Source organism: Thiospirillum jenense, from assembly GCF_014145225.1.
Taxonomy (GTDB): domain Bacteria; phylum Pseudomonadota; class Gammaproteobacteria; order Chromatiales; family Chromatiaceae; genus Thiospirillum; species Thiospirillum jenense.
Window position 1 is genome coordinate 133065 of record NZ_JABVCQ010000002.1, and the last position, 21923, is coordinate 154987.

Here is a 21923-nt window from a genome sequence, read left to right on the forward strand (position 1 = left end):
TAGATTTTCACCGTCCCCGGCGATCACCTAATACTTCACCATTATAGATACACCGAATATGAAACTGTGGTTTAGTCTCCATATTCCAATTACAATTTTCCTGCGCTTGTTGGCGAGTATAGCGATGTTTTGGGCCGGGATCGGGACTAGAAACTAGTTTGCCATCAAAATAAAGTTCATAACCAACGCCGGGTTGTGCGGTGCGCCCCGGGCGATCACCTAATACTTCACCATTATAAACACAGCGAATATGAAACTGCGGTTTAGTCTCCATATTCCAATCGCAATTTTCCTGTGCTTGTTGGCGGGTATAACGCTTATCTGGACCGGGATCGGGACTAGAAACTAATTTGCCGTCAAAATAGAGTTCATAACCAACCGTATTATTTGCTGACGCGGCAGCGCAAATAATAAATCCGCGTTCGTGAATAAAGGCATGTGTCCCACAGGTCATGCCAGAAATTAATTGCTCAACAGAAAAATCGCTGCCAATGCTGCCGTTAGGAATAGTGAAAACTGGACTGGGGGATGGCGTACAATTTGGTGTAATACCGGCGCTAATGATTTGACGCGCCCCACCTGCATTAAATGCAATACGCGCTATGCCACCAATTCCACCATGCACCCATAATTGATACGCGCCGGGTGCTAATGTCCATTGTTGTACCGGCACATTATTAGGTGCAGTTGATTCAGAGCCATCCCGATTAATCATATAGCTCTGTACCAGTACTTGATTATTACCACAGGTCGCTTGACCATAATTGGGTTGTGCGATGGGTTCACCGCAATTGGTGACGCCATGTGGACAAACGACGGCGTCATCATCGAATGGCGATTGCCGCGCAATGGCGCTTGAACTGGTGATTAATGCCAAAATGGAAAGTAGTTTCACGCTTAATTGATGGTAACGTGTTTGTTGCATGATCATTAACCTCTGTTGTTCAGATAATTTCAACAAAATCTATCATAAATTACCCGCCGCAATTAAACAAGTCATTTGCAATTATCATTGATTTGTTGCTGCGTTTGCGTGATGAGCGCCTCACGTTCAGCCGCGCTGGGATAATTTTTTTTACCATCAGGCATAATCAGTGCCCGATCACCCAGTTGCTCGATCTTTTCTAAATTCTCGCGGGCAATCGTGCAGTTTTTAGCAAAAATATCGGCATATTTTTGCATTTTTTTATCAGCAGAACTGGCTGAATTTTGCGATTTATTATTGTTTTTTAATGACTGTTGCAAGCGTTGCTGCGCCGCTTGTTTATCCGCTTCACTCGGCCCCGGCACGGCGTTAATTGGCTCGGCTTGTTGCCCAACGGGCGGCGTTTGACTATAGACAACCACGCCCTGTTCATTCACATAACGATACATGGTATCGGCAGGTAATAAGACCGGCAAAATGAATAAAATAAGTAATAATAGCCCTACCGGCGAGCAATGCTGCGAACGGACTATCGGTGGCGGCGGTGGAAGTTTTTGGCGAGTAATTTTAATGCTGATGGTAACTGTCATCATTCAATTCCTGTTTCAGTGTGACTGAGACGTGCAATTAATGCACTGCTGCTGCGCCCGGCAAGCAATGGAATTAATACTAATTGTCCATTCCACGCTTTGATTTCGTTGGCACCGACCACCTGCTCGGGGCGGTAATCCGCACCCTTGACTAATACGTCAGGTTGTAATGCAACAATCAATTCCAATGGCGTGGGTTGATTAAAGATGACAACGGCATCAACCACAGCTAATGCGGCCAGCACTTGGGCGCGATCTTGTTCAGTCACGATTGGACGCGACTCACCTTTTAATTGCTGCACCGAATGATCGCTATTCAACCCAATAATTAACCGCTGGCCATGCTGCCGCGCCTGTTCTAAATAACTGACGTGGCCGGCGTGTAATAGATCAAAGCAACCGTTAGTAAAAACAATGCGCTCACCTTGACGGCGCCACTGTTGCACCAACGGTAATAATTCATTTAAACTGCAAACCTTGTTGATTTGCCCGCCGCCCGCTTGATCTATTTGATTTTCTGAATTGATCTCATTCAGCACGGCGGCGAGTAATTCGGGGCGGGTTAATTGCGCAGTGCCTAAATGACCGACCACCACGCCGCCGCCGAGATTGGCTAATTGCGCGCTGGCGAATGCCGACCAGCCGGCGCTGTGGGCAATGGTGAACACGGCGATCACGGTGTCGCCCGCGCCGGACACGTCAAATACCTCGCGGGCGCGGGCGGGAATGCGCCGCACCCCGTCGGCATCGCACAACGCCATGCCCAATTCGCCGAGTGTGACCAGCACCGCCGTCACGTCCAATTCGCGCCGTAACCCCTTGGCTGCGTTCAATAATTTGTCCAGATCGCCCAGCGCCACGCCCGTCGCTGCCGCCAATTCAGCGCGATTTGGCGTCAACACCGTCGCGCCGCGATACCGCCCAAAATCCGTACCTTTCGGGTCAACCAGCACCGGCAACGCGGCCGCCCGCGCTTGAGCAATCACCTGCTGACAAATGGCCGTATTTAACACCCCTTTGGCATAATCTGACAGCACTATTGCGTCACAGTCTGCCAACTTGGCCGCAGTGGCCGACAATATTTGTGCCAGCGCCGCAGCTGACAGCGGCTGCGTCATTTCCTGATCGAGCCGCAGCATTTGCTGATGTTGGCTAATCACGCGGGTTTTGGTGGTGGTTGGACGTGTCGCGTCGGTCAATAACGCGGTCGTGTCAATGCCGGCCGCGGTCAGTTGCTGGCGCAGTTCGATTGCCGCCGCGTCATCTCCAGTCATGCCAATGACTGCCACCTGCGCGCCGAGGCTGGCTAAATTGCGGGCGACGTTGGCCGCGCCGCCGGCGACGGCAGTGTCACGTTGTACGCGCACGATGGGGACGGGGGCTTCGGGTGAGATGCGGCTGACCTCGCCCCACAGGTAGCGGTCGAGCATCAGGTCGCCAATTACGATCACGCGCTGCCGGTTGAAGCCGCTGCGGATGTGGTCAATCAAGCGGTTGGGGTCGTTAAACATGAACAATTACTGTTATAATACGGTTAATTGCCGTGACGTTGCGTTGATAGTTGTTTATTGAAGTGAATTGTAACATGCCCGCTGATAGCATTAGTATTGCCTTTGATATGATCTTGGATGAGATTGATAGCGTGATTGGTGATGTGAATACGCAGGGCGCTGCTTTTTTGCGGCAAAACGAATATGCGCAGGCAAAAACTGCGATTGCGGCGGGTGAAAATCTCGGGGCATTTCGGAATAAATTAGCGGCGCTGAAACACGAATGGATCACGGAATTAGACGAGGCGACGCGGCAGCGGGTACAATTGAAAAATGCGGTGGAATCAGCGGGCGAATCAATTGATGAAGATGACGGTGATGATGCCGATCAGCATGATAACGCTGATGAGTTACCCGATGAATGGCCGTTAATGACTCAACTCACGCCATTCAATCATAAAAGCCCTAAAACAATTCTGGTGGTGAAATTTGCCGATGGCGCGGTGATTTATGAAAAGAAAGCATCAGATACCTTTGCGCAAGTAATTAAAAAATTGGGTTGGCAGCGCGTCGCGGCACTCAATTTTGCATTCGGTAAAGCGCCCTTGATTAGCAAACAAAAACTCGATACTGTTAATCAAGTCAACATCGGCCAGTGTTTTGTCACCACCCACAGTAGTACGGATGCCAAGCGCCGTTTATTATTGAAAATTGCGCAGGCGTTGAACGAGAATTTCTCGGTTGATATTGTCAAGCCGTGAACCCATTTAACGTCAATCTGCATTTCCATCTAATCACCCAACCACCCATTTTTAATCACCCAACCGCCGTCAAGTGAATCACCATGTTTGAATTAACTCGCCTCACCACCGCTGCCGCTGATTTCACGCAACGATTAGATCAATTATTAGCTTGGGAAAGCGTTGCCGACGCCCGCGTGCAACAGGTGGTTGACACCATCATTGCCGACGTGCGCTGCAATGGCGATGTTGCGCTGTGCGATTACACCGCCCGCTTTGACGGCTGGACACCGGAAAATGCCGCTGCGTTGGAATTGCCGCAAAGCCGCTGGACTGCCGCGCTGGCCGCCATTCCCGCCGACCAGCGCACCGCGTTGGAGACCGCCGCGGCGCGCATTCGGGCGTATGCCGAGCATCAACGGCTGGCAAGTTGGGCGTACACGGACACCGACGGGACGCTGTTGGGGCAGCAGGTGACGCCGCTGGATCGCGTGGGGTTATACGTCCCCGGCGGCAAGGCGGCGTATCCGTCTTCGGTATTAATGAATGCTATTCCCGCGAAAGTGGCCGGCGTGGCGGAGTTAATCATGGTGGTGCCGACGCCGAATGGTGAAGTTAATTCACTGGTATTAGCGGCGGCGGCGATTGCGGGAATAGATCGCGCCTTTGCCATTGGCGGTGCGCAAGCAATTGCGGCATTGGCCTATGGTACGGAGCGGGTGCCGGCGGTTGATAAAATTGTTGGCCCCGGCAATAGTTATGTCGCCACTGCAAAACGCGCTGTATTCGGGCAAGTTGGCATTGACATGATTGCCGGTCCCTCGGAGATTTTAATTATCTGTGATGGTCAAACTAATCCCGATTGGATTGCGATGGATTTATTTTCGCAAGCCGAACATGATGAAGATGCGCAGGCGTTGTTAATTGCGTGGGATGACAATTATTTAGATCAGGTGGCGGCGAGTATTGAGCGGTTATTACCGCAGATGGAGCGGCGATCAATAATTGAACCGGCCTTGCAGCGGCGCGGCGGGTTTATTCTAGCGCGTGATCTGGACGAGGCGATTTCTATTGCTAATCACATTGCCGCCGAGCATTTGGAATTATCAGTTGATAATCCGCAAGCAGTGGCTGCGCGTATTCGCCATGCCGGCGCAATTTTCATGGGTCGCCATACGCCCGAGGCATTGGGTGATTATTGCGCTGGGGCGAATCATGTATTACCAACCTCGCGCACGGCGCGCTTTTCATCACCATTGGGCGTGTATGATTTTCAAAAGCGCTCTAGTTTAATTATGGCGTCACCCAATAGCGCCGCGCAATTAGCGCCAATTGCATCCGTGCTGGCGCGGGGGGAAGGATTAACTGCCCATGCGCAATCGGCGGAGTATCGTGGTTAATTGCATGGCGTGACTAATTGATCGTTTTCCGCTTCGGCGTAAATAAAACCATTGCGCTAACATCATGCTTTTTTAATCGGTTTGCCGCCCGCCAGCGGTTGTTTATCATGCAACTGCTGCTCAAATAGCGTATTCAAACGCCGGCATTCTTCAGTTTTAACGCGATCAATTTTATCAAACATTTCCCGCGTTTCTTCTTCAAAGCGGTTAATGAGTGGAAGCAATCCCGCCAAGCCAACCTGCTGAAGATGTTGTGTGAGTAGTGCCTGCATCGTTTGACGCTGACTGTGGTTGATTTGTTGTAATTGTTGCCACGCGGCATTTTGTGCCATTGGTTGCCCCTGACAACGCAATAACCATTGTTCTAATGGCGTCGGCAAGTATTGCATATCTTTTAATGGCGTATGCTGACTGAGTTTTTCTAAAAAGGTATCTTTCATGCGCAGGAATTGTAATTTCACGAAATTGATTTCAAAGACTAATTGAATATTACACACCTGATCTAATGGACGTTTTAAAGCGTGGGTTTGCGCTGACACATTGACTAAATTGGCCACGCGCTGAGTAATTTGATCGCTTAACCGATAAACGTTTTCGGCAACATGATGATTATTTTGATTCGTGGCGGCTAATTGTTCAGTCACCCCATCCATTGCTGCCATTTGGGTTAATTGCTGTTGCGAAAACGTCCGCACTTCTTTTGCAAGTGTCAGCATATTATCCACATTACTACTAATTTCCTGTAATGCCATTTGGGTTTTTGCCGCTAATTGCCGCACTTCATCGGCCACCACGCCAAAACCTTTACCATGTTCACCCGCCCGCGCCGCTTCAATTGCCGCATTCAGCGCTAATAAATTGGTTTGCCCGGCGATGTCACTAATTGCCTGCGTTAAACTTTGCATTCCGGCAACTTGATTAGTCATTTCCACAATGCGCATATCGCTATGGCGAATACCAGTGGTGATTTCTTCAATGGTGCAATTGGTTGAATTAACCACCTGCGTTTGTGCATCGGTGGCGGTGCGCAATTGCGTCGCGGCGGTGTAAAGTTGTTGTGCATCCTGTTGCAACGTTTCACCCGTGCGTTGCACTAATGCAATTAACTCTGAAATGCTCACGCCCAGCGTGTTAATCGAACTAATTAATGTGCCGAATTTACCGCTGTGCGTTTCGACATTCATTTGGGTACTAAAATCAGAGCCGGCAAAAGTGAGAATTGCATCCAAGATTTTTTCAAAATTACTATTAGCTGATTCCAACATGGAATTCAGCATGGTTTTTAATTTTTCTAATTCCGAATGACTGGTTGAGCCTCGTACGCGATACGCATAAAACCCGGCCGTAACATGCTCCACCACTTCTTCGACTTCGGCAATTAACCGCCGATCATGTTCAAAGGTGGTTTGAGTTTGGTTGATATTGTCTTGAATCATACTGGCAATGTCGCCTAATTCATCCTGTTGTTTTATGTTTAATGGCGCAATTGTGGTTTGGTTGTGATTTAAATAGGCGAAAAACGCTTGCAACCCGGCTTTAATTTTTAATAAGGGACGTAAAATAATGGTTTGCAACCCTAGAAAAACGGCAACGACTGTAAAAATAATCATGCCTAAAATTAACATGAGATAAGAAACAACAATGTTTAAGGTTTGATCAATACCAGCTTGTAAAACCCGGCGCGGTTCACCGACGATGTGATAGCCAACCAACGTGCCGTTGATGTCTTTAATTGGTAAAAAGGTGGCAAAGAATTCTGGCGATACGATGTAGCCCTGACTGAGTAATGGTTCATAGTCCAAATGGCGGGCAAAATCTAATGTTGCATCGCTAAAAAACCGGTTGTTCATCACGACAAACTGATCAACTTGATGATTGTTTTTTACTTTTGGCACGGCGCGCTGTGTGTATTCGTTTAATAGCACTAGATAGAACTTACCTTCGGCTTCCAGATCACGGCTGACGCTCGCCAATCCTTGTAAAAACTCTAAACTGCCCACCAATACTTTGTCATCAAAAATTGGCACAAGTGCGCGTAACATCAATCCCAATTCATCCAATTCAAAGACGACAAATCCTTTTTGTTCACGCTGCACCCGTACAACGCTGGAGCGTGATGGTTTTAAATTATCACCGTATAGATTGGGTTGCCAACTGCGAAAAAAAGAATGCAAATGTTGATCGTGCAAATGGATTTGAATGTTTTTGAAATTGCTATTGCGTTCGTAAAGTTTGCTAATTGCCTGAATGACCGTTTGTGCTTGCTCGCGGTGGGCGCTACTCAGTGCGTTAATAATACCCGGATTAGCCGAAAAGGCCAGCGCATTGGTTAAACCAATATCCTCTTTTTTGGCGAGGTGTTGCTTGACTTCGGCAAGTAATTTTTGTTGGTGGTTTTTAATAGCTTGTTGTGTGAGGCTGTGTTTGACAGTTTGCGAATAAACCACGCCTAAAACCAGTGAAATACAGCCAATACCGGCAATGAGTAAAAATACTTTGGTGCGAACTGAATGCAACATGTAGTTTCTCCCGGCATGAGTGATGGCTTGCTCAAGTCATTAAAATACGTCAATGGATTTAATTCGCATGATCGCGCTACGAATCAATAACAATCAATCTACCTGCGGCATTTTACAAGCGGCAGTATTGAATAGATTGGCGAGTGAAAATTGCCCGAGTGATTGGCAAGCACGGTATTGACGTGACCATAAAATCAGCGCGTCACTGATTGATAACTCAACTCACAATTTGCGAATTAACCACCCGTGACCGGCGGGAAAAATGCCACCTCGTCACCGTCGGCAAGTCGGGTTGTTGACGAGCCGAGCGCGTGATTGACGGCAACCAGCAAAACATGTTCCGGCGCAAATGCCGTCGCCCAGCACCCGCCCCGCCCCGCCAAATGCGCCCGCAGCGCCGCGACTGTTTCCAACATGTCCACGTCCGCGCCGCCCAGCACTTCATCACTGCACTGCACCTGTTCGCGCAGACTGGCAAAATAACGCAGGTAAAATTTTGCTTGATTATTCAATGACATGACCTCGGTTGATCGTCACTCGCCAGTCGGAGCGGCGGCGGGCGCTGACCAATCGTGCTGCGACCACGCCACCGTCACCAGTTGCGTCACCACCTGCTGGGCATCCAACCAGCGCGTCACCTGCGCCCGCCACGCTTGATAGCCGGCATCCGGATGCGCCGCCAAGGTCGCGGTCGCGGCTGACCAATTGCCGTCGCGCACCTGGGAGAGCGCCGCCTCCGCCGGCGTTCGGCGTTGTTCAAGTAGCGGCAGTTGCGCGTAAAAATCTGCCCAATTCAGCCGCCCAGTTTGCGCCGCGGTGATTAAATCGCTGTGTTGTTGTGTCAACTTGGCATTCAACCGCGCCAGCTCGTCACGCAGCGCCGCCGGGGTCGGGACAACTGGCGCGGCAAATGGCAATAACGGTTCCAGTTGCGCAGCACCTGGCCAAATGGTGCGCAGCGCGGCCAATTCGGGTGCAAATGCTTGACCTTCCGCCAATTTTTTCGCAATGGTTTCAACCAGCACGAAGGCGACGAGGGCTTGCCGCTGACGTTCTGCAACGGTGACAGCGGGCGCGGGCGTGGACTGATTGACCGGCGCGTTCCAAATGTGACTGATCGCACTGCGCCACTGCTGCCAGTGATCTTGACCGCCGGGCGTGGTCAGCCAAAACCCAGTGGCGCTCACTAGCACGACGGTACTGACAGCGATACTGCGCCAGTGCCAGTGCGACGGCGGCGGGGTGAACGGGTTGGGGAGCGCCAGCAGTGGTGGACTGGATTCCGCACTTGCACACGGTGGCGCAGCAGCCGTGTGCAGCGCCGCGCTTTCCAGTTCCACCATCAAGGTCAGCAGCCGGCGGTAGTCGCCCGCGACCAGGTGCAGCAGGCGCGGATCCCGACTGAGTAACAGGCACCAGCGTTGCTCGGGTTCGAGTTTGAGCAGCCAACTGAGCATTTCGGCACTTTCGGCTTCGGTGGCCACCTGACCAATGGCGATATGGGCGTCGAGGTCGAGCGTGTCTGCCCAGTGTGATTTCATAACACGTCACCGCCGCCGCCGCATTGGTCAGCCAATTGCCGGTGGGGCGCACGGTGCGGGGCGCAGTTAATCGTGGTCATCGGCGGCATCATCCATTGCCTCGTCGCTGGATTCGGGTGGATTGCCGTCATACACGAGCGTTTTTCGCCGTTGGAGGTAGGCGTCGCGCAGAAAGCTGTAGCGGTCAAGCGCGGCGGAGTCAAACACGGCGTCGGCACTGAGTAAATCAGCGCGGCGATCAACGGTGTGTAGCGCCACGCCACCCCAGTGCCAGTTGGAGTCCAAGTAGGTGAGCGGGTGCAGTTGAGTGCCGATGGCGAAACCAATGCTGTCGCGGACGTTGCTGGGGCCGAGGACGGGTAGCACTAGGTACGGTCCCGTACCCATGCCCCAGTAGCCGAAGGTTTGCCCTAAATCTTCTTTGTAACTGGGAACGCCGAGGTTGGTGGCGACATCGAAAATACCCGCCACGCCGACGGTGCTGTTGACGGCAACGCGGCCTAAATCGGTGCTGGCGCGGGCGAGTTTGAATTGCAGCAAGTTGTTGATTGCTGAAGGAACGTCGGCTAGGTTGGCGAAGACGTTGCTGATGGAACGATCAACCACCGCCGGGCTGACGGCTTGATAACCCTTCGCCAGCGGTTTGAGTAACCAGCGGTCAAATTGGTGGTTAAACCGGAACATGGCGCGGTTGTAACCTTGCCAGGGGTCGCGGGGGTCTTGATATTGATCAGCGACGCTGGCGCAGCCGCTGATCAAGGTGGCGCTGGCGATGATGCCAAGCAGAACGGAGCGGCGCAGCGGTGGGTGTGGGTGGCAGTGCATGATGGAGTCTCACAACGAGTTACCAGTCGGTCGGATGCCGCAAGGATACACCTACGCGGTGTTTTCCAACGCCGACTCTGGCACTTCCAGCACATTGCAGCCGGGAAATTGGACGTGATACACCACGCCATCTGGGCGGTCACGAATCACGTCCACCACCTCACCCGCCACGCCCGCTTCGACCAGTACCCGCCCGTTGCTGGCGAGCGTGATGCGGGCGAGTACCTGCTCGCGGGTTTCAAACTGACTGACCACCCACGGCGCCGTGCCGGGTTGCAACTCAGTTTCACGGCAGCCGATTACGATGTCCTCGGGCAGAAAATGGACGGCGTAAATCACCTGATCCTGTAAAAAATGCCCCACGTCGCGCACATATCCCAGACTGCCGCGGCGGATCAACAAACTGCCCGTCGGGCGCCCGGGAAAAGTGCCGTCATTGCGCAGATGCCGCACCACGCGCACCTGTTCGCCGTAATCAAATTGCGGTTGCTGCATGATTCAACTCAACTTGCTATTAACCTGGATTACTCGGAACGCGACTTGAGCAACTCAGCCACGCTGACATGCACGGCCGCCGGCGGCTGGCGCTGGAACACGCGAAACACCTTTTCAGTGAGCGCATCCGAGTGGACAAAATCCTCATACGCCGAGCGCAGCAACGCCGCCTCGTGCGAATAACGCGCCGGCGCATCGCCTGACAACGCCCCCGCCGCCTCAGCCGCCGCCAATGACTCGTGAAACCGTTGCAAAATGTGCAACCGATTGACCTGTACCACCGCCGGGTCAAAGCTGACGCCGTAATGGGTCAAAAAATCCTCGGCGCTGACCAACTCCTCCGCCTCGTCGTCATCATCACCGGTTAACGCCAAATTGCGCTGGTCTGGGGTGGACATAAATAAAACCTCCGTAAAATCAACAGTTTTCAGTGCGCGACCGTTCAACCCGCCAGCCTCTCACACGAGCGCGTGATGAGCGCCGCGCACTCGGCAATTTCCTGCATCGCCCAAAACGGCGGCCCCGTCACCACCTGCGCCGTCACCGCCCCGCCCTGCTGCTGCCACTGGTTCACGAGCGCCAGCCGCGGCGCGGTCAAATCGGTCGCATCCTCAGCCACCACGTCCAGCCAAATCACCGGTGCCGCGGGCGTGAGTTGACTTAAATCCAACGCGGCAATCGAATCCGCCAAGCGCGCCGTCAGCAAATACCCGCCAATTTCAATCGTGTCGCCGCGCTGCCACTGTTGCCATAACGCCGCAACCGTCGTGCGTTCATGCGCACCAGATAAGATGTCCGTCGCCAATTTCACCCGCAAAAATTGGTTTAAAAATTGCCGCCCGTCCAACACCGGTTGCCACAACAACAGCCGCGGCGCGGGTGACTGGCACTGGCTCGCCAGCACCGCCAACGTCGCGCCCAACCGCAATCCCCACAACACGCACGGCTGATCCGCCCCCCACCGCTGCGCCAGCCACGCCCGCGCCTGCTGCAAATCGTCTAACCAACGACTGACCTCCGCGTCGGTCAACTCGCCCGCGCTGTCACCGCAGCCGCTCAAATCGCATTGCAACACGGCATACCCGCTCGCGGCAAAGCTGCGCGCTTGCAGTGCCACCTGACGCCGTGATTTGTTCATTTCCTCGCCGAACGGGTGCGCGTATAAAATCACGCCCTGCGGCGGTGCGTGACTGGGGAAGGTGTGAATGCAAAATAATTGCCCGAGAGCGCCAGCAATGAACAGCGCCTCCAGCGTGTAATCGGCCGGTGATGGCGGGGCGGTCGCGGTCACGGATGCCCTTGTGCTGCCATAAACGCCGTCAGATCACCGAGCGTACTGAACGTGGCCGCGCTGATTTCATCCTCAGCGATGGCAAATCCAAAGTGTTCCTCCAGCGCAACAATCAGGCTGGCCACCGCCAACGAATCCAGTTCCGGCAGCGCCCCCAGCAGTGGCGATTCAGCCGTCAAGTGCGCCCCGCGGCTGCCCAATTGCAACGTGTGAGTCACGACGCGCCGCACGTCGTCTAGGATGTCAGGTGTCATGCGGTAAAATTGACCTCGTGGTTTGACCAAACGCTGGTCAAGAATCTGCGATGTGCCATGATACCCAAGTTTGACCCAGCGCACAGAATTTGCACACCCGCCCGCCGCGGCGGTTTCAATCTAATCAACAGGTTACGACGATGTCAGGATTTGACGATTTTAAATTAACCGCCCCGCTGCTGCGCGGTTTAGAGCGCGCCGGCTTCGTCACGCCAACGCCGATGCAACAGCAAGTGATCCCAGCCGCGCAGGCGGGCGCAGATTTACTCGTCTCCGCCGCAACCGGCTCGGGCAAAACGGCGGCATTTTTACTCCCGCTGATGCAGCGATTATTGGCACATCCCGCCCCGCGCAGCGCCACGCGGGCGTTAATTCTCGTGCCAACCCGCGAGCTGGCGCAGCAAATCGAGCGACATTTTTTGTTACTAGGTAGCTACACGCGGCTGCAAATTGGCGTCATCACCGGTGGCCCGCCGCGCAGTCATCAACTCCCGCTGTTGCGTAAAAACCCCGACATCATTGTTGCCACACCCGGGCGGCTACTTGACCATTTACACAACAGCGGCAACGCGCTCAGTCTGCGCGATCTGGAAATGTTGGTACTCGACGAGGCCGACCGAATGCTCGATCTGGGCTTCGCCGACGACGTGCTGGCCATCGTCAACCGCTGTCACACACCGCGCCAAACCTGGTTATTTTCCGCCACTTTACATCACCGCCGCCTGCGCGAATTGATTGACCCGGCGCTGCACCAGCCGCAGGTCATCACCCTCGACTCACCGCGTCACGGCGGCGGCCATCCCGACATCACGCACCAGTACATTTTAAGCGACAGTGATGCACAAAAGTTGCAACAACTGCGCTGGTTACTGGGGGAAGCCGACGGGCAATGTCTCGTATTTGTCAACCAGCGCATCCGTGCTGAGTCACTTGGGCAACAGTTGCGTGATAACAACGTGCGCAGCGGTGTGTTGCACGGCGAACTCGATCAACGCGAACGCAATCGCATCATGGGTTTATTCCAACGTGGCGTGATTGCAACACTGGTGGCGACCGACGTGGCCGCGCGGGGCTTGGATATTCCAGCGGTGCGGTTGGTGGTCAACTTTGATCCGCCGCGCAGCGGGGATGATTATTTGCACCGCACCGGGCGCACTGGTCGCGCCGGCGCCACAGGTGTGGCCATTTCGCTCATTGCCGCGGCTGACTGGAATCGTGCCGACAGCATTGCGCGGTATTTAGCATTAACGCCCGAGTTTCGCGCCCTGCCGGGGTTGAAAGCGCAGTTCAAAGGTGGCGCCAAACCGAAATCGAAACCTAAATCCAACACTGTTGCGCAAATAAAACAAGCGGACAAACCGCGTGTCAAGGATCGCTGGCGGGATCGCAAACAGATTGGCAAACGGCGGCAGCCGAGCGCGACGGCGGTCAACACCGAGGCGGGCTGGCAGCCGCCGCCCAAATCGCCGCGCACCGAGCCGCGCTGACGGGCGGGCGGCGTTTCGCGCGGTCTTCGTTTGACGCGGTGATAAGAACAAATTAGGATTTGTCATACTTGGCAATCCTAAAATACCACCACCGCCCATGTTTATTCTCATCCCGCGTCCAACATTCATTGCCGTTTTATTCACCGCGCTCATCTCCAGCACCGCCGCCGCGCATTTCCAAGAATTGATTCCGTCTAATGAAATTATCAGCACGCCTAATGAACGTGCGCTGCAATTCACGCTTGATTTTACCCATCCAATGGCACGCGGGCCGGCCATGCCAATGGCTAAACCTAAACACTTCGGGGTATTGATTGGCAATAGAAAAGTGGATTTAATGGCGCAATTAACTCCAGTGCAATTGAACAATCAACCCGCATTCACCGCCCAATACACCATTAAACAACCGGGCGATCATCTCTTTTTTGTCGAACCCGCGCCCTATTGGGAACAGGCCGAAGGCGTGATGATTATTCATTACACCAAAGTCATTGTCAGCGCCTACGGTGAAGAAAGCGGTTGGGATCAACCAATTGGTTTGCCGGTGGAAATCATTCCATTAACCCGCCCTTATGGTTTATGGACGGGGCATTTAATGCGTGGCGTTGTTCAATACAATGGTCAACCGGCGCCCTTTGCAACGGTCGAAGTGGAATGGCGTAATGATGGTTCTATTACCGCGCCGGCGGATCCGTTTATAACTCAAGTCATTAAAACTGATGCCAATGGCGTATTCGCATTTACCATGCCCCGCGCTGGCTGGTGGGGATTTGCGGCATTGATTCCAGTGGAACAATCATTACCCAATCCCGACGGCACATTAGTCCCAGTTGAACTGGGCGGATTATTGTGGGTGCGCACCCGTGATCTTTAATTGAGTAGCGTTGAATATGGCACATTTACCAGACGGCATTTTAATTGCACCGTTGTTAATCACTGGCGGCGGCGTTGCACTTGGGTTATTAACCTACAGCATTAAACACTTGACCGACGAACAATTGCCACAAACCGCCGTTTTATCAGCCGCATTTTTCGTGGTTTCATTAATTAACATCCCACTCGGCCCGAGCAGTGTTCATTTACTACTCAACGGGTTAATTGGCGTAATTCTTGGCTGGGCAGCCGTGCCAGCGTTATTCATCGCATTATTATTGCAATTAGTTTTTTTCGGTCACGGCGGCGTCACCACGCTGGGAATCAACTTACTTAACATGGCACTGCCGGCGCTCATCTGCGCGGGTTTATTTCGGTTATTCATTCCTCGCCGTCCACCATTATTCTGGCTCGGCGCCGTGATTGGCGCACTCGGTATTATAATGACCAGTGCATTCGTCGCGGGTGAATTGATTTTAAGCGGGCAAGCCTTTTTACCCACCGCGCAACTCTTGTTAATAACCGCATTACCATTAGCCGTGATTGAAGCAGTCGTGACCGGCGCCGCCTTACGCTTTATTCATCAAATAGAACCGCAATTATTACCACGCACCGTGCTGCATCAGGTTTAATCATGTTTCAAGCCTCGCGTTATTGCGCGCTGCTTGGTTGTATGGCAGTCATTTATGCAACGCCAAGTGAAGCGCATCAATTAAAAGTATTTGCTACTGCCATTGGTCAGGAGATTGACGGACGTGCTTATTTTGCGAATGGCGCAGCCGCAAGTGGCGCGCACATTATCATTAGCGATCAGGCGGGTAAGCAATTGACACAATTACAACCGGATGCGGCGGGGCAATTCCATTATCACGCACCTGCGGCAATGGATTTGCGAATAATTGCCGACAGTGGCGATGGGCATCGGGCGGAATGGTTAATCACGGCGGCTGAATTGAGCGCGCCCGCAGACACGTCATCGCCAATGGTTTTCACCGCGCCGACAGCATTACCAACGCCACCAGTGATGGCGAATCAACTTGATCCGATGTTAATTGCCGCAATTGAAGAAGCGGTGGCGCGCCGTATTAACCCGCTGCGAGTGGAATTGCAGCACTCCATCGAGCGATTGCGCTTGAATGATATTTTAGCGGGAATTGGCTATATTGTCGGGGTAACGGGGTATTTCGCGTGGTGGCGGCGGCGGCGTGACACGTCAATTAAATGACGGGGCGCAAATGATGATGGCCGTTACGACAGTTGACGCAGCAATCGGTTGATTCTTAACCAAATATGTTCTGCGTCAACTGCAATTAAACACGATTGAATTTGATTCAAAACGCTGCGCTATTTTTAATTCAAGTTATGGCGAAGCGTAATGAAACAGCGATTAACGTCCATAATGGTACGGCGGTAACGGTGCATTATGTGGCATCCACGACGGTTGCGGACGGAAATACATTACCGGCGGCGGTGCTTGCATTTGGAATTGTGGCGTCACGGCGACGGGCGGCGGCGCCGCGGGCGTTTCTACCACAACTGTCGTTGGTTGAGGCTTCTCTACCACTGGCGCAGATTGTGGTGCAGGTACAACGGGTAACACTGGAATAGTCGGCCGTGCTTGACCTGGCGCGGGTGCAAACGGCAACGGTTGTGGTGGAGATGTCACAACTACGGGCGCCGCTGGGGGTGGGGGCGGCGCCGCAACTGGTGCTGCTGCCACAGGTGTAGCCGCCGGCGCAACAGGTGCTGCGAGTGGCGGCGCATTCGGATCCAGCGCGACATGACCAATGGGCGCTAATCGGTCGGCAATGGTTTCATTTGATGTGGCTGAATGCGTTGCTTTATAAGGATCGCCGAGAACGTAAATTAGCCCTAATAAGGATAATAAAATAATCGCGGTGATTGCAGCAGCGCCCAAGTCAATAGCGCCCTGTTGCGTAGCGGTACTCGCACGAGTACGTTGGGTGAATGAATGATTCATTGTTGAATGCCTCCTCAGTTTGGTTGTTATTAACACAAATAGCCCTCTAACCTTGTCTTAGTTTAAGACATTACGCATCACCGGCCTAGGGGGGATATGCCAATAAGCCAGGTGTGTAACCCGAATAGAAAGACGATGTAAATCAATAATCCGCCGCTAATGGCAATCACATCATTCCAACGGCCAGCCGGCGCACCGCTAATGGGCGCGACAGTTGTGCGGCGTTTGATTGAAATACGATCTGCCACCGCCCAAATTAAAAACCCGCCAAAAAGTAATACATCTGCTAAGGTGCCATTGGCTAATAAATGCGCCAATGCCCAAATTTTTACTGCCATTAATGTCGGGTGTTGCACGGCTGTTTGAATACGTCCGGGCAAATAGGTGGCAAATAACAATGGGAATATTGGTAGCAGCAGTAATAATGAGAAATGGCGCATCCATACCGGTGATTCATAAATGAGTAGCGTATTAGTGCTGTCTCTCACATCGCTATAGCCCGTGCCAATCATAATTAAACCAGCCAGCGCAACGAGGCTGTACAATCCTTGCCAACCGTTGAATCCAATACGGCGAATGATCGTGTCCCGCAGGGTTGGTCGGATCATGTTGATTGAATGTGTTCCAAGAAATAAAATCAAGCCGACAATCAGTATTGACATTTAACACCTCTCAATTTGATCGGTTTCATCTTTGTGATCTTTCATTAAATTAATGATGTAGTTGTAACAAATAATGGTTAATGAAAGTCACCGTGTGTCACGCCAGCGTGTAAAGTGTTCCGCAAATAAAGTTTCTAACTCTGTAATCACGTCATGTGCGGCGCGTCCCTGCAATAAATGCGCTGACATTAATAATGAAGTATCATTCAATAATGCGGCGGCATCGAGCATCGGATATTGCCGCCGTAATCGCTTAATTGCTGCTAATACCGTTTCATTTTCTGGACGAGGGTTTAATTGCAGGGTGGATTCTGACGATGCGGTAATCATTCCAGTCGCATTCAATTCATCACTCGACAGAGTGCCTGCCACTTCGGCGCTGGTGCAATTGGTTTTCATCGCATCTGTATGACGTGCAAATAGAAATTCGGCAAAACTTTTCAAGGTTTCTTGCTGCGCTGGTGGTAATTTACGAAAGGTACGCAATAATTGACGTTCGTTAGTTTTATTGCCAAAATTTTGTTGATTAAACATCAGCTAGTCGGTAAGCGTCATAATGAAATGGTGTGGTTACAATTGATCGTGTTTTTTGCAATAGCTACGCGCAAAATTGAGCAATTCTTGCATAACCCGTAATTTAAACTTCTGCCGTTGATGCACAAAAGAAAACGGGCGGTATAGTGGCGGCTCTAGTGGAATGGTGACTAATGTACCCAATTTTAATTCTTTTTGCACGGTTGCCAGCGATACAATTGACACGCCCATATTGGCTTCGACGGCGCATTTTACTGCCTCGGGGCTGCCTAATTCCATTGCAATTTTTAATGACGAGCGAGCAGTTGGTAATTGTTCTAGATAGGTGTTAATGACTTCGCGAGTGCCTGAGCCTTCTTCTCGACAAATAAATGGGAAGGCTAAAACCTGCTCAATGGTAATGGTGTCTAATGCGGCTAATGGATGCGTCGGCGGGGCAATAGCGACTAATTGATCGCGTTTACAATGCTCGACAACTAGATTTTTATTTGCAACGGCGGATTCAACAACGCCCAAGTCAATGCTATTATTTTCTACCATTGATACAATACCGTCGCTATTAGAAACGCGGAGATGTATTTCAACTTCTGGATAGCGCCGTTTGAAATCACCCAAAAGGGTCGGCAGCATATATTCGGCAATGGTGGTGCTGGCACCAATGGTTAGGGTGCCGTTAATAGACCCCGTGATTTCACGCACGGCATTTTCCATTTCGGCATACAGGTCAAAAATACGGTCGGAGAATTCAAATAGTTTTTGACCGGCCTCCGTTAATGTAATGCGATTGTGGGTGCGATCAAATAGTCGCGTATTAAAATATTCTTCTAATTGGCGAATTTGAAATGTCACTGCTGGCTGAGTCATGTGCAGCGTTTCGGCTGCTTTGGTGAAACTCAGCAACCGCGCAACGGTATGAAAAACCTGTAATCTACGGTCAGCCATGCAATGACCTCGCTACCCAAAAGTGGACGCCAGTGTGTGAAGGTGACGTGCTTAACATGCTGTTTTACTGAGGAAATTAATTATAACGACGGCTGTGCTATAACTGCCTTTGAACATTAAAATGCAGGTGATTCCGGTATTGAATGTTCTGCAAAATAATAGATAACAAGAAACAAAAACCGCCCAGTGATAATACTCAAATGGGCGGTTTTATTTAACACGTTAAATGCTCATTGAGTGACTAAATGTAAAGACAAATATCACTTTCACCCGCAAACTCGAAAAATGCAGCAGCGCCGGCGTATTCAACGTCATCTATGAAATGTGAACGATTCATGTCAAATAAATCTACTGTCATTTGACAGGCAATCATTTTGACTTCGGCTTCCAAGCACAGGCTGCGTAATTCTTCTAAGCTGGCCACGCCCTTTGCTTTCATTTTACTTTTCATCATGGATGTCATCATGGCTTGCATTCCAGGTAATGCTAAACCCAATACTGGAAACCATTTATCCATGCCTAATGGCATTGGCATTCCGGGATTGCCGAGTGGGGTGACTTCAAGGGCAAGTTTTTTCTTGAGGAGTTGTAGACCGTAAAAGGTGAAAAAAATTTGGGTTTCATACCCTAATGCGGCGGCGGTGGAGGCTAGAATGAATGGCGGATAGGCCCAGTCTAATGAACCTTTGGTTGCGATAATCGCCAATTTTTTTTCCATCGTATCCTCGCATGATTAAAATGTTTGTTCAATTGAGTTGGGCGGCGAGTGAACGTGAGTGCCGCACCAACCGTCGGCATTGCAAAAACAGGCTTATGATTTTTTAATCATAAAATGAAATTTGCCGCCCTCTTCTTTCGATTCTAATAGAGTATTGCCCGTTTGTTTAGCAAAGGAGTCGAAGTCTTTTACCGAGCCGGGATCAGTGGCAATAATGTGTAAAACTTGACCTGATTCCATTCCAGTTAAAGTTTTCTTAGCGCGCAAAATAGGTAAGGGGCAATTCAAACCGGTGGCGTCGAGTTCTTGATTAAAATCGGTCATATTTCACTCCAGAATGATTGAATAGAGAGTTGCAGGGAAAAAATGATAACAACGGCGGCACCTGTGGATCAGGGCGCACGACACTGGTAAAAATCGGGTTTTATAGGCTAAATAGCAACAAAAGGCAAGTGCGCAATCGGGTAGTGGTGACAGTTTTACGTCGGTGCGGTGCGTTAAAGCCGTCGCTCGCGTTCGCGCAGGCGTTGAATTTGATCGCGGATTGTTGCTGCTTGTTCAAATTCTAATTGGCGGGCGTGGGCGTGCATTTGTTTTTCCAATTGACGAATGGTTTTAATTAACTGAGTTGGCGTAAGTATTGCATATTCAGCGGGAGATTCGGTTATTTGCGCCGGCGCCGTGGATGCGTCAATCGGGTTGGGCGGCGCATCATCTAATACAAGATCAATGTGTTTTTGAATCCCGCGTGGGGTAATGCCATATTGTTGATTATAGGCCAATTGTTTGGTGCGGCGGCGTTCCATTTCAGTCATGGCATGTTGAATTGAATGGGTGATGTTATCGGCATAAAGAATTGCCCGGCCATTTAAATGCCGCGCTGCCCGCCCAATGGTTTGAATTAATGCGCCGCTAGAACGTAAAAACCCTTCTTTATCCGCATCAAGAATGGCGACTAATGCCACCTCGGGTAAATCTAATCCTTCGCGCAATAGGTTAATACCGACTAACACGTCAAATACGCCAAGGCGCAGGTCACGAATAATGGCAACCCGTTCAACCGTATCAATATCGGCATGAAGATAGCGCACACGGATTTGATGGGTGCTGAGATAATCGGTTAAATCTTCGGCCATGCGTTTGGTTAAAGTGGTAATTAAGACGCGACTGTGATGGGCAATGCACTGGTGAATTTCGTTGAATAAATCGTCTATTTGATTAACGGCCGGGCGGATTTCAATAGCGGGATCAACTAATCCAGTTGGGCGCACGACTTGCTCGGCAATGACGGTTGATTGAGTTAATTCGTATTGACGCGGGGTGGCGGAAACATAAATCGTTGGTAATTGCCGCGCTTGAAACTCTTCAAAGCGCAGTGGGCGATTATCTAATGCGGATGGGAGGCGAAAGCCATAGCGAATGAGTGTTTCTTTACGCGCTCGATCACCGCGATACATGCCGCCTAACTGTGGCACCATGAGATGGCTTTCATCCATAATGACCAGTGCGTGATTAGGTAAATAATCAAACAAGGTCGGTGGTGGTTCGCCAGCGGCACGGCCGGATAAATAACGTGAGTAGTTTTCAATTCCAGTGCAATACCCAGTTTCTAATAACATTTCTAAATCATACCGGGTGCGCTGTTCCAAGCGCTGGGCTTCAATTAACCGCTGTTCTGCGTACAAAATGGCTAATTGTTCACGCAATTCGGTTTTAATGTGTTCTACCACCGCAAGAATAATTGAGCGCGGCGTGGCATAATGCGTTTTAGGAAAAATGGTGTATTTATTTAGGTGGCGCACTGTGCTACCAGTGAGTGGATCAAATAGTGTCAAGCGGGTGATTTCATCATCAAACCATTCAATACGCAGTGCTTCGCTATCTGATTCAGCAGGATAAATATCTAGCACATCGCCGCGCACGCGGTAATTACCACGTTCAAAAGCAATGTCATTGCGTTGGTATTGCAAGTCAACTAAACGATGTAATACAGTGCGTTGTTCTATGACCAGTCCGCATACTAAATGTAATACCATGCTTAGATAGGTGCGTGGGTCGCCTAACCCGTAAATAGATGAAACTGTGGCGACAATAATGACATCGGGGCGCTCTAATAGTGCTTTGGTGGCTGACAGGCGCATTTGTTCAATGTAGGTATTAATAGATGAGTCTTTTTCAATGTAGGTATCAGTTGCGGCAATGTAGGCTTCGGGTTGATAGTAGTCATAATATGAAACGAAGTATTCAACGGCATTATGTGGAAAAAAATGCCGCATTTCACTGTATAATTGGGCGGCGAGAGTTTTATTTGGCGCTAATAACAATGCCGGTTTTTGTACTTGGGCGATGACATTGGCAATGGTGAAGGTTTTACCTGAGCCGGTGACGCCCAGCAGCGTCAAATTGTTGGCGCCGTTATTCAAGCCGTTGACAAGTTGGCGTATTGCCGCGGGTTGATCGCCGGCGGGTTGAAAAGGACTGGTGAGAATGAAGACGGGGGTGGCGGTGTCAATTTTCATAAAAAAACCAGATGTTGATTATTTAGTGCTGAATGATGATGTCAAATAGTGACGCATCATATTTTATTCAATAAACAGGTTGTAATGGCGCATAATTGATTGGCGTTATTCAGCCAACCTGAGGACAGATTATTTAT

At 51.0% G+C, this 21923-nt stretch carries 24 protein-coding genes; 6 read left to right on the plus strand and 18 right to left on the minus strand.

Features of this window, described 5'->3' with window-relative positions; translation table 11 throughout:
* Positions 1–7 precede the first annotated feature (7 nt).
* The 3 genes from HUK38_RS01310 to rfaE1 all read right to left on the minus strand — a co-directional run bounded on the left by HUK38_RS01310 (position 8) and on the right by rfaE1 (position 3026).
* On the minus strand, positions 8–925 hold the full coding sequence (locus tag HUK38_RS01310; protein ID WP_182581970.1) for a hypothetical protein: 918 nt from the start codon (positions 923–925) through the stop codon (positions 8–10).
* A 71-nt stretch (positions 926–996) separates the two neighbouring features.
* Positions 997–1518 (minus strand): DUF4124 domain-containing protein, encoded by a 522-nt coding sequence (locus tag HUK38_RS01315; RefSeq protein WP_238787349.1) that lies wholly within the window; start codon positions 1516–1518, stop codon positions 997–999.
* Complete coding sequence (gene rfaE1 / locus HUK38_RS01320; protein ID WP_182581972.1) at positions 1515–3026, minus strand: D-glycero-beta-D-manno-heptose-7-phosphate kinase; 1512 nt, start codon at positions 3024–3026, stop codon at positions 1515–1517. The genes HUK38_RS01315 and rfaE1 overlap by 4 nt, the downstream gene beginning before the upstream one ends.
* Before the next feature lie 74 nt (positions 3027–3100).
* Here rfaE1 and HUK38_RS01325 point away from each other — a divergent pair, with 74 nt between their 5' ends.
* Together HUK38_RS01325 and hisD are read left to right on the plus strand one after the other, a co-directional pair.
* A complete protein-coding gene (locus tag HUK38_RS01325; protein ID WP_182581973.1) occupies positions 3101–3766 on the plus strand; it encodes a hypothetical protein in 666 nt (221 codons plus the stop codon).
* Between the two features lie 83 nt (positions 3767–3849).
* The gene (hisD, locus tag HUK38_RS01330; RefSeq protein WP_182581974.1) at positions 3850–5145 is read left to right on the plus strand and encodes a histidinol dehydrogenase; all 1296 of its coding nucleotides are present in this window, start codon (positions 3850–3852) and stop codon (positions 5143–5145) included.
* A gap of 62 nt (positions 5146–5207) precedes the next feature.
* Here the strand turns inward: hisD and HUK38_RS01335 are convergent, their stop codons facing one another.
* The 8 genes from HUK38_RS01335 to HUK38_RS01370 all read right to left on the minus strand — a co-directional run bounded on the left by HUK38_RS01335 (position 5208) and on the right by HUK38_RS01370 (position 12154).
* Positions 5208–7664 (minus strand): methyl-accepting chemotaxis protein, encoded by a 2457-nt coding sequence (locus HUK38_RS01335; RefSeq protein WP_182581975.1) that lies wholly within the window; start codon positions 7662–7664, stop codon positions 5208–5210.
* 236 nt (positions 7665–7900) lie between these two features.
* Entirely contained in the window at positions 7901–8182 is a 282-nt protein-coding gene (locus tag HUK38_RS01340) for a MoaD/ThiS family protein (RefSeq protein WP_182581976.1), read from the minus strand.
* 15 nt (positions 8183–8197) lie between these two features.
* Positions 8198–9205, minus strand: coding sequence for a hypothetical protein (locus HUK38_RS01345; RefSeq protein WP_182581977.1), 1008 nt, complete (start codon positions 9203–9205; stop codon positions 8198–8200).
* A 66-nt stretch (positions 9206–9271) separates the two neighbouring features.
* Positions 9272–10030: an MlaA family lipoprotein gene (locus HUK38_RS01350; RefSeq protein WP_182581978.1), complete on the minus strand. Its 759-nt coding sequence runs from the start codon at positions 10028–10030 to the stop codon at positions 9272–9274.
* A gap of 51 nt (positions 10031–10081) precedes the next feature.
* On the minus strand, positions 10082–10525 hold the full coding sequence (locus HUK38_RS01355; RefSeq protein WP_182581979.1) for a nitrogen fixation protein NifZ: 444 nt from the start codon (positions 10523–10525) through the stop codon (positions 10082–10084).
* Between the two features lie 29 nt (positions 10526–10554).
* Positions 10555–10923, minus strand: coding sequence for a nitrogenase-stabilizing/protective protein NifW (locus HUK38_RS01360; protein ID WP_182581980.1), 369 nt, complete (start codon positions 10921–10923; stop codon positions 10555–10557).
* A 44-nt stretch (positions 10924–10967) separates the two neighbouring features.
* Complete coding sequence (locus tag HUK38_RS01365; protein ID WP_182581981.1) at positions 10968–11816, minus strand: hydrolase 2, exosortase A system-associated; 849 nt, start codon at positions 11814–11816, stop codon at positions 10968–10970.
* Entirely contained in the window at positions 11813–12154 is a 342-nt protein-coding gene (locus HUK38_RS01370; RefSeq protein ID WP_338065338.1) for an acyl carrier protein, read from the minus strand. Before HUK38_RS01370 ends, HUK38_RS01365 begins: the two co-directional genes overlap by 4 nt.
* A gap of 56 nt (positions 12155–12210) precedes the next feature.
* On the opposite strand from HUK38_RS01370, the gene HUK38_RS01375 reads away from it, so the two are divergent.
* The 4 genes from HUK38_RS01375 to HUK38_RS01390 all read left to right on the plus strand — a co-directional run bounded on the left by HUK38_RS01375 (position 12211) and on the right by HUK38_RS01390 (position 15655).
* A complete protein-coding gene (locus tag HUK38_RS01375; RefSeq protein WP_182581982.1) occupies positions 12211–13557 on the plus strand; it encodes a DEAD/DEAH box helicase in 1347 nt (448 codons plus the stop codon).
* Between the two features lie 97 nt (positions 13558–13654).
* The gene (locus HUK38_RS01380) at positions 13655–14431 is read left to right on the plus strand and encodes a DUF4198 domain-containing protein (protein WP_182581983.1); all 777 of its coding nucleotides are present in this window, start codon (positions 13655–13657) and stop codon (positions 14429–14431) included.
* Between the two features lie 16 nt (positions 14432–14447).
* The gene (cbiM, locus tag HUK38_RS01385; protein WP_182581984.1) at positions 14448–15062 is read left to right on the plus strand and encodes a cobalt transporter CbiM; all 615 of its coding nucleotides are present in this window, start codon (positions 14448–14450) and stop codon (positions 15060–15062) included.
* Between the two features lie 2 nt (positions 15063–15064).
* Entirely contained in the window at positions 15065–15655 is a 591-nt protein-coding gene (locus HUK38_RS01390; protein WP_182581985.1) for a hypothetical protein, read from the plus strand.
* A 162-nt stretch (positions 15656–15817) separates the two neighbouring features.
* Here the strand turns inward: HUK38_RS01390 and HUK38_RS01395 are convergent, their stop codons facing one another.
* The 7 genes from HUK38_RS01395 to uvrB form a co-directional block, all read right to left on the minus strand.
* Positions 15818–16411 (minus strand): hypothetical protein, encoded by a 594-nt coding sequence (locus HUK38_RS01395; RefSeq protein ID WP_182581986.1) that lies wholly within the window; start codon positions 16409–16411, stop codon positions 15818–15820.
* Positions 16412–16488: 77 nt separating this feature from the next.
* On the minus strand, positions 16489–17073 hold the full coding sequence (locus tag HUK38_RS01400) for an NnrU family protein (RefSeq protein ID WP_182581987.1): 585 nt from the start codon (positions 17071–17073) through the stop codon (positions 16489–16491).
* Positions 17074–17160: 87 nt separating this feature from the next.
* On the minus strand, positions 17161–17607 hold the full coding sequence (locus HUK38_RS01405) for a hypothetical protein (RefSeq protein ID WP_182581988.1): 447 nt from the start codon (positions 17605–17607) through the stop codon (positions 17161–17163).
* 36 nt (positions 17608–17643) lie between these two features.
* Positions 17644–18549 (minus strand): LysR family transcriptional regulator, encoded by a 906-nt coding sequence (locus tag HUK38_RS01410; protein WP_182581989.1) that lies wholly within the window; start codon positions 18547–18549, stop codon positions 17644–17646.
* A gap of 241 nt (positions 18550–18790) precedes the next feature.
* Positions 18791–19267, minus strand: coding sequence for a sulfur carrier protein DsrE2 (dsrE2, locus tag HUK38_RS01415; RefSeq protein ID WP_182581990.1), 477 nt, complete (start codon positions 19265–19267; stop codon positions 18791–18793).
* 93 nt (positions 19268–19360) lie between these two features.
* Positions 19361–19591 carry a sulfurtransferase TusA family protein gene (locus tag HUK38_RS01420; protein ID WP_182581991.1) on the minus strand — a complete coding sequence of 77 codons (231 nt, stop codon included), beginning with the start codon at positions 19589–19591 and terminating at the stop codon, positions 19361–19363.
* A 173-nt stretch (positions 19592–19764) separates the two neighbouring features.
* Positions 19765–21786: an excinuclease ABC subunit UvrB gene (uvrB, locus tag HUK38_RS01425; RefSeq protein WP_182581992.1), complete on the minus strand. Its 2022-nt coding sequence runs from the start codon at positions 21784–21786 to the stop codon at positions 19765–19767.
* Positions 21787–21923 lie beyond the last annotated feature (137 nt).

Excerpts from the sequence above, each read along its gene's own strand:
- HUK38_RS01380 (WP_182581983.1), top strand. The coding sequence starts at position 13,655 with ATGTTTATTCTCATCCCGCGTCCAACATTCATTGCCGTTTTATTCACC.
- HUK38_RS01360 (WP_182581980.1), bottom strand. The coding sequence starts at position 10,923 with ATGTCCACCCCAGACCAGCGCAATTTGGCGTTAACCGGTGATGATGAC.
- dsrE2 (WP_182581990.1), bottom strand. The coding sequence starts at position 19,267 with ATGGAAAAAAAATTGGCGATTATCGCAACCAAAGGTTCATTAGACTGG.
- hisD (WP_182581974.1), top strand. The coding sequence starts at position 3,850 with ATGTTTGAATTAACTCGCCTCACCACCGCTGCCGCTGATTTCACGCAA.
- HUK38_RS01405 (WP_182581988.1), bottom strand. The coding sequence starts at position 17,607 with ATGTTTAATCAACAAAATTTTGGCAATAAAACTAACGAACGTCAATTA.
- HUK38_RS01325 (WP_182581973.1), top strand. The coding sequence starts at position 3,101 with ATGCCCGCTGATAGCATTAGTATTGCCTTTGATATGATCTTGGATGAG.
- cbiM (WP_182581984.1), top strand. The coding sequence starts at position 14,448 with ATGGCACATTTACCAGACGGCATTTTAATTGCACCGTTGTTAATCACT.
- HUK38_RS01420 (WP_182581991.1), bottom strand. The coding sequence starts at position 19,591 with ATGACCGATTTTAATCAAGAACTCGACGCCACCGGTTTGAATTGCCCC.
- HUK38_RS01400 (WP_182581987.1), bottom strand. The coding sequence starts at position 17,073 with ATGTCAATACTGATTGTCGGCTTGATTTTATTTCTTGGAACACATTCA.
- rfaE1 (WP_182581972.1), bottom strand. The coding sequence starts at position 3,026 with ATGTTTAACGACCCCAACCGCTTGATTGACCACATCCGCAGCGGCTTC.
- HUK38_RS01410 (WP_182581989.1), bottom strand. The coding sequence starts at position 18,549 with ATGGCTGACCGTAGATTACAGGTTTTTCATACCGTTGCGCGGTTGCTG.
- HUK38_RS01395 (WP_182581986.1), bottom strand. The coding sequence starts at position 16,411 with ATGAATCATTCATTCACCCAACGTACTCGTGCGAGTACCGCTACGCAA.
- HUK38_RS01345 (WP_182581977.1), bottom strand. The coding sequence starts at position 9,205 with ATGAAATCACACTGGGCAGACACGCTCGACCTCGACGCCCATATCGCC.
- HUK38_RS01355 (WP_182581979.1), bottom strand. The coding sequence starts at position 10,525 with ATGCAGCAACCGCAATTTGATTACGGCGAACAGGTGCGCGTGGTGCGG.
- HUK38_RS01390 (WP_182581985.1), top strand. The coding sequence starts at position 15,065 with ATGTTTCAAGCCTCGCGTTATTGCGCGCTGCTTGGTTGTATGGCAGTC.
- uvrB (WP_182581992.1), bottom strand. The coding sequence starts at position 21,786 with ATGAAAATTGACACCGCCACCCCCGTCTTCATTCTCACCAGTCCTTTT.
- HUK38_RS01335 (WP_182581975.1), bottom strand. The coding sequence starts at position 7,664 with ATGTTGCATTCAGTTCGCACCAAAGTATTTTTACTCATTGCCGGTATT.
- HUK38_RS01310 (WP_182581970.1), bottom strand. The coding sequence starts at position 925 with ATGCAACAAACACGTTACCATCAATTAAGCGTGAAACTACTTTCCATT.
- HUK38_RS01340 (WP_182581976.1), bottom strand. The coding sequence starts at position 8,182 with ATGTCATTGAATAATCAAGCAAAATTTTACCTGCGTTATTTTGCCAGT.
- HUK38_RS01315 (WP_238787349.1), bottom strand. The coding sequence starts at position 1,518 with ATGATGACAGTTACCATCAGCATTAAAATTACTCGCCAAAAACTTCCA.
- HUK38_RS01375 (WP_182581982.1), top strand. The coding sequence starts at position 12,211 with ATGTCAGGATTTGACGATTTTAAATTAACCGCCCCGCTGCTGCGCGGT.
- HUK38_RS01350 (WP_182581978.1), bottom strand. The coding sequence starts at position 10,030 with ATGCACTGCCACCCACACCCACCGCTGCGCCGCTCCGTTCTGCTTGGC.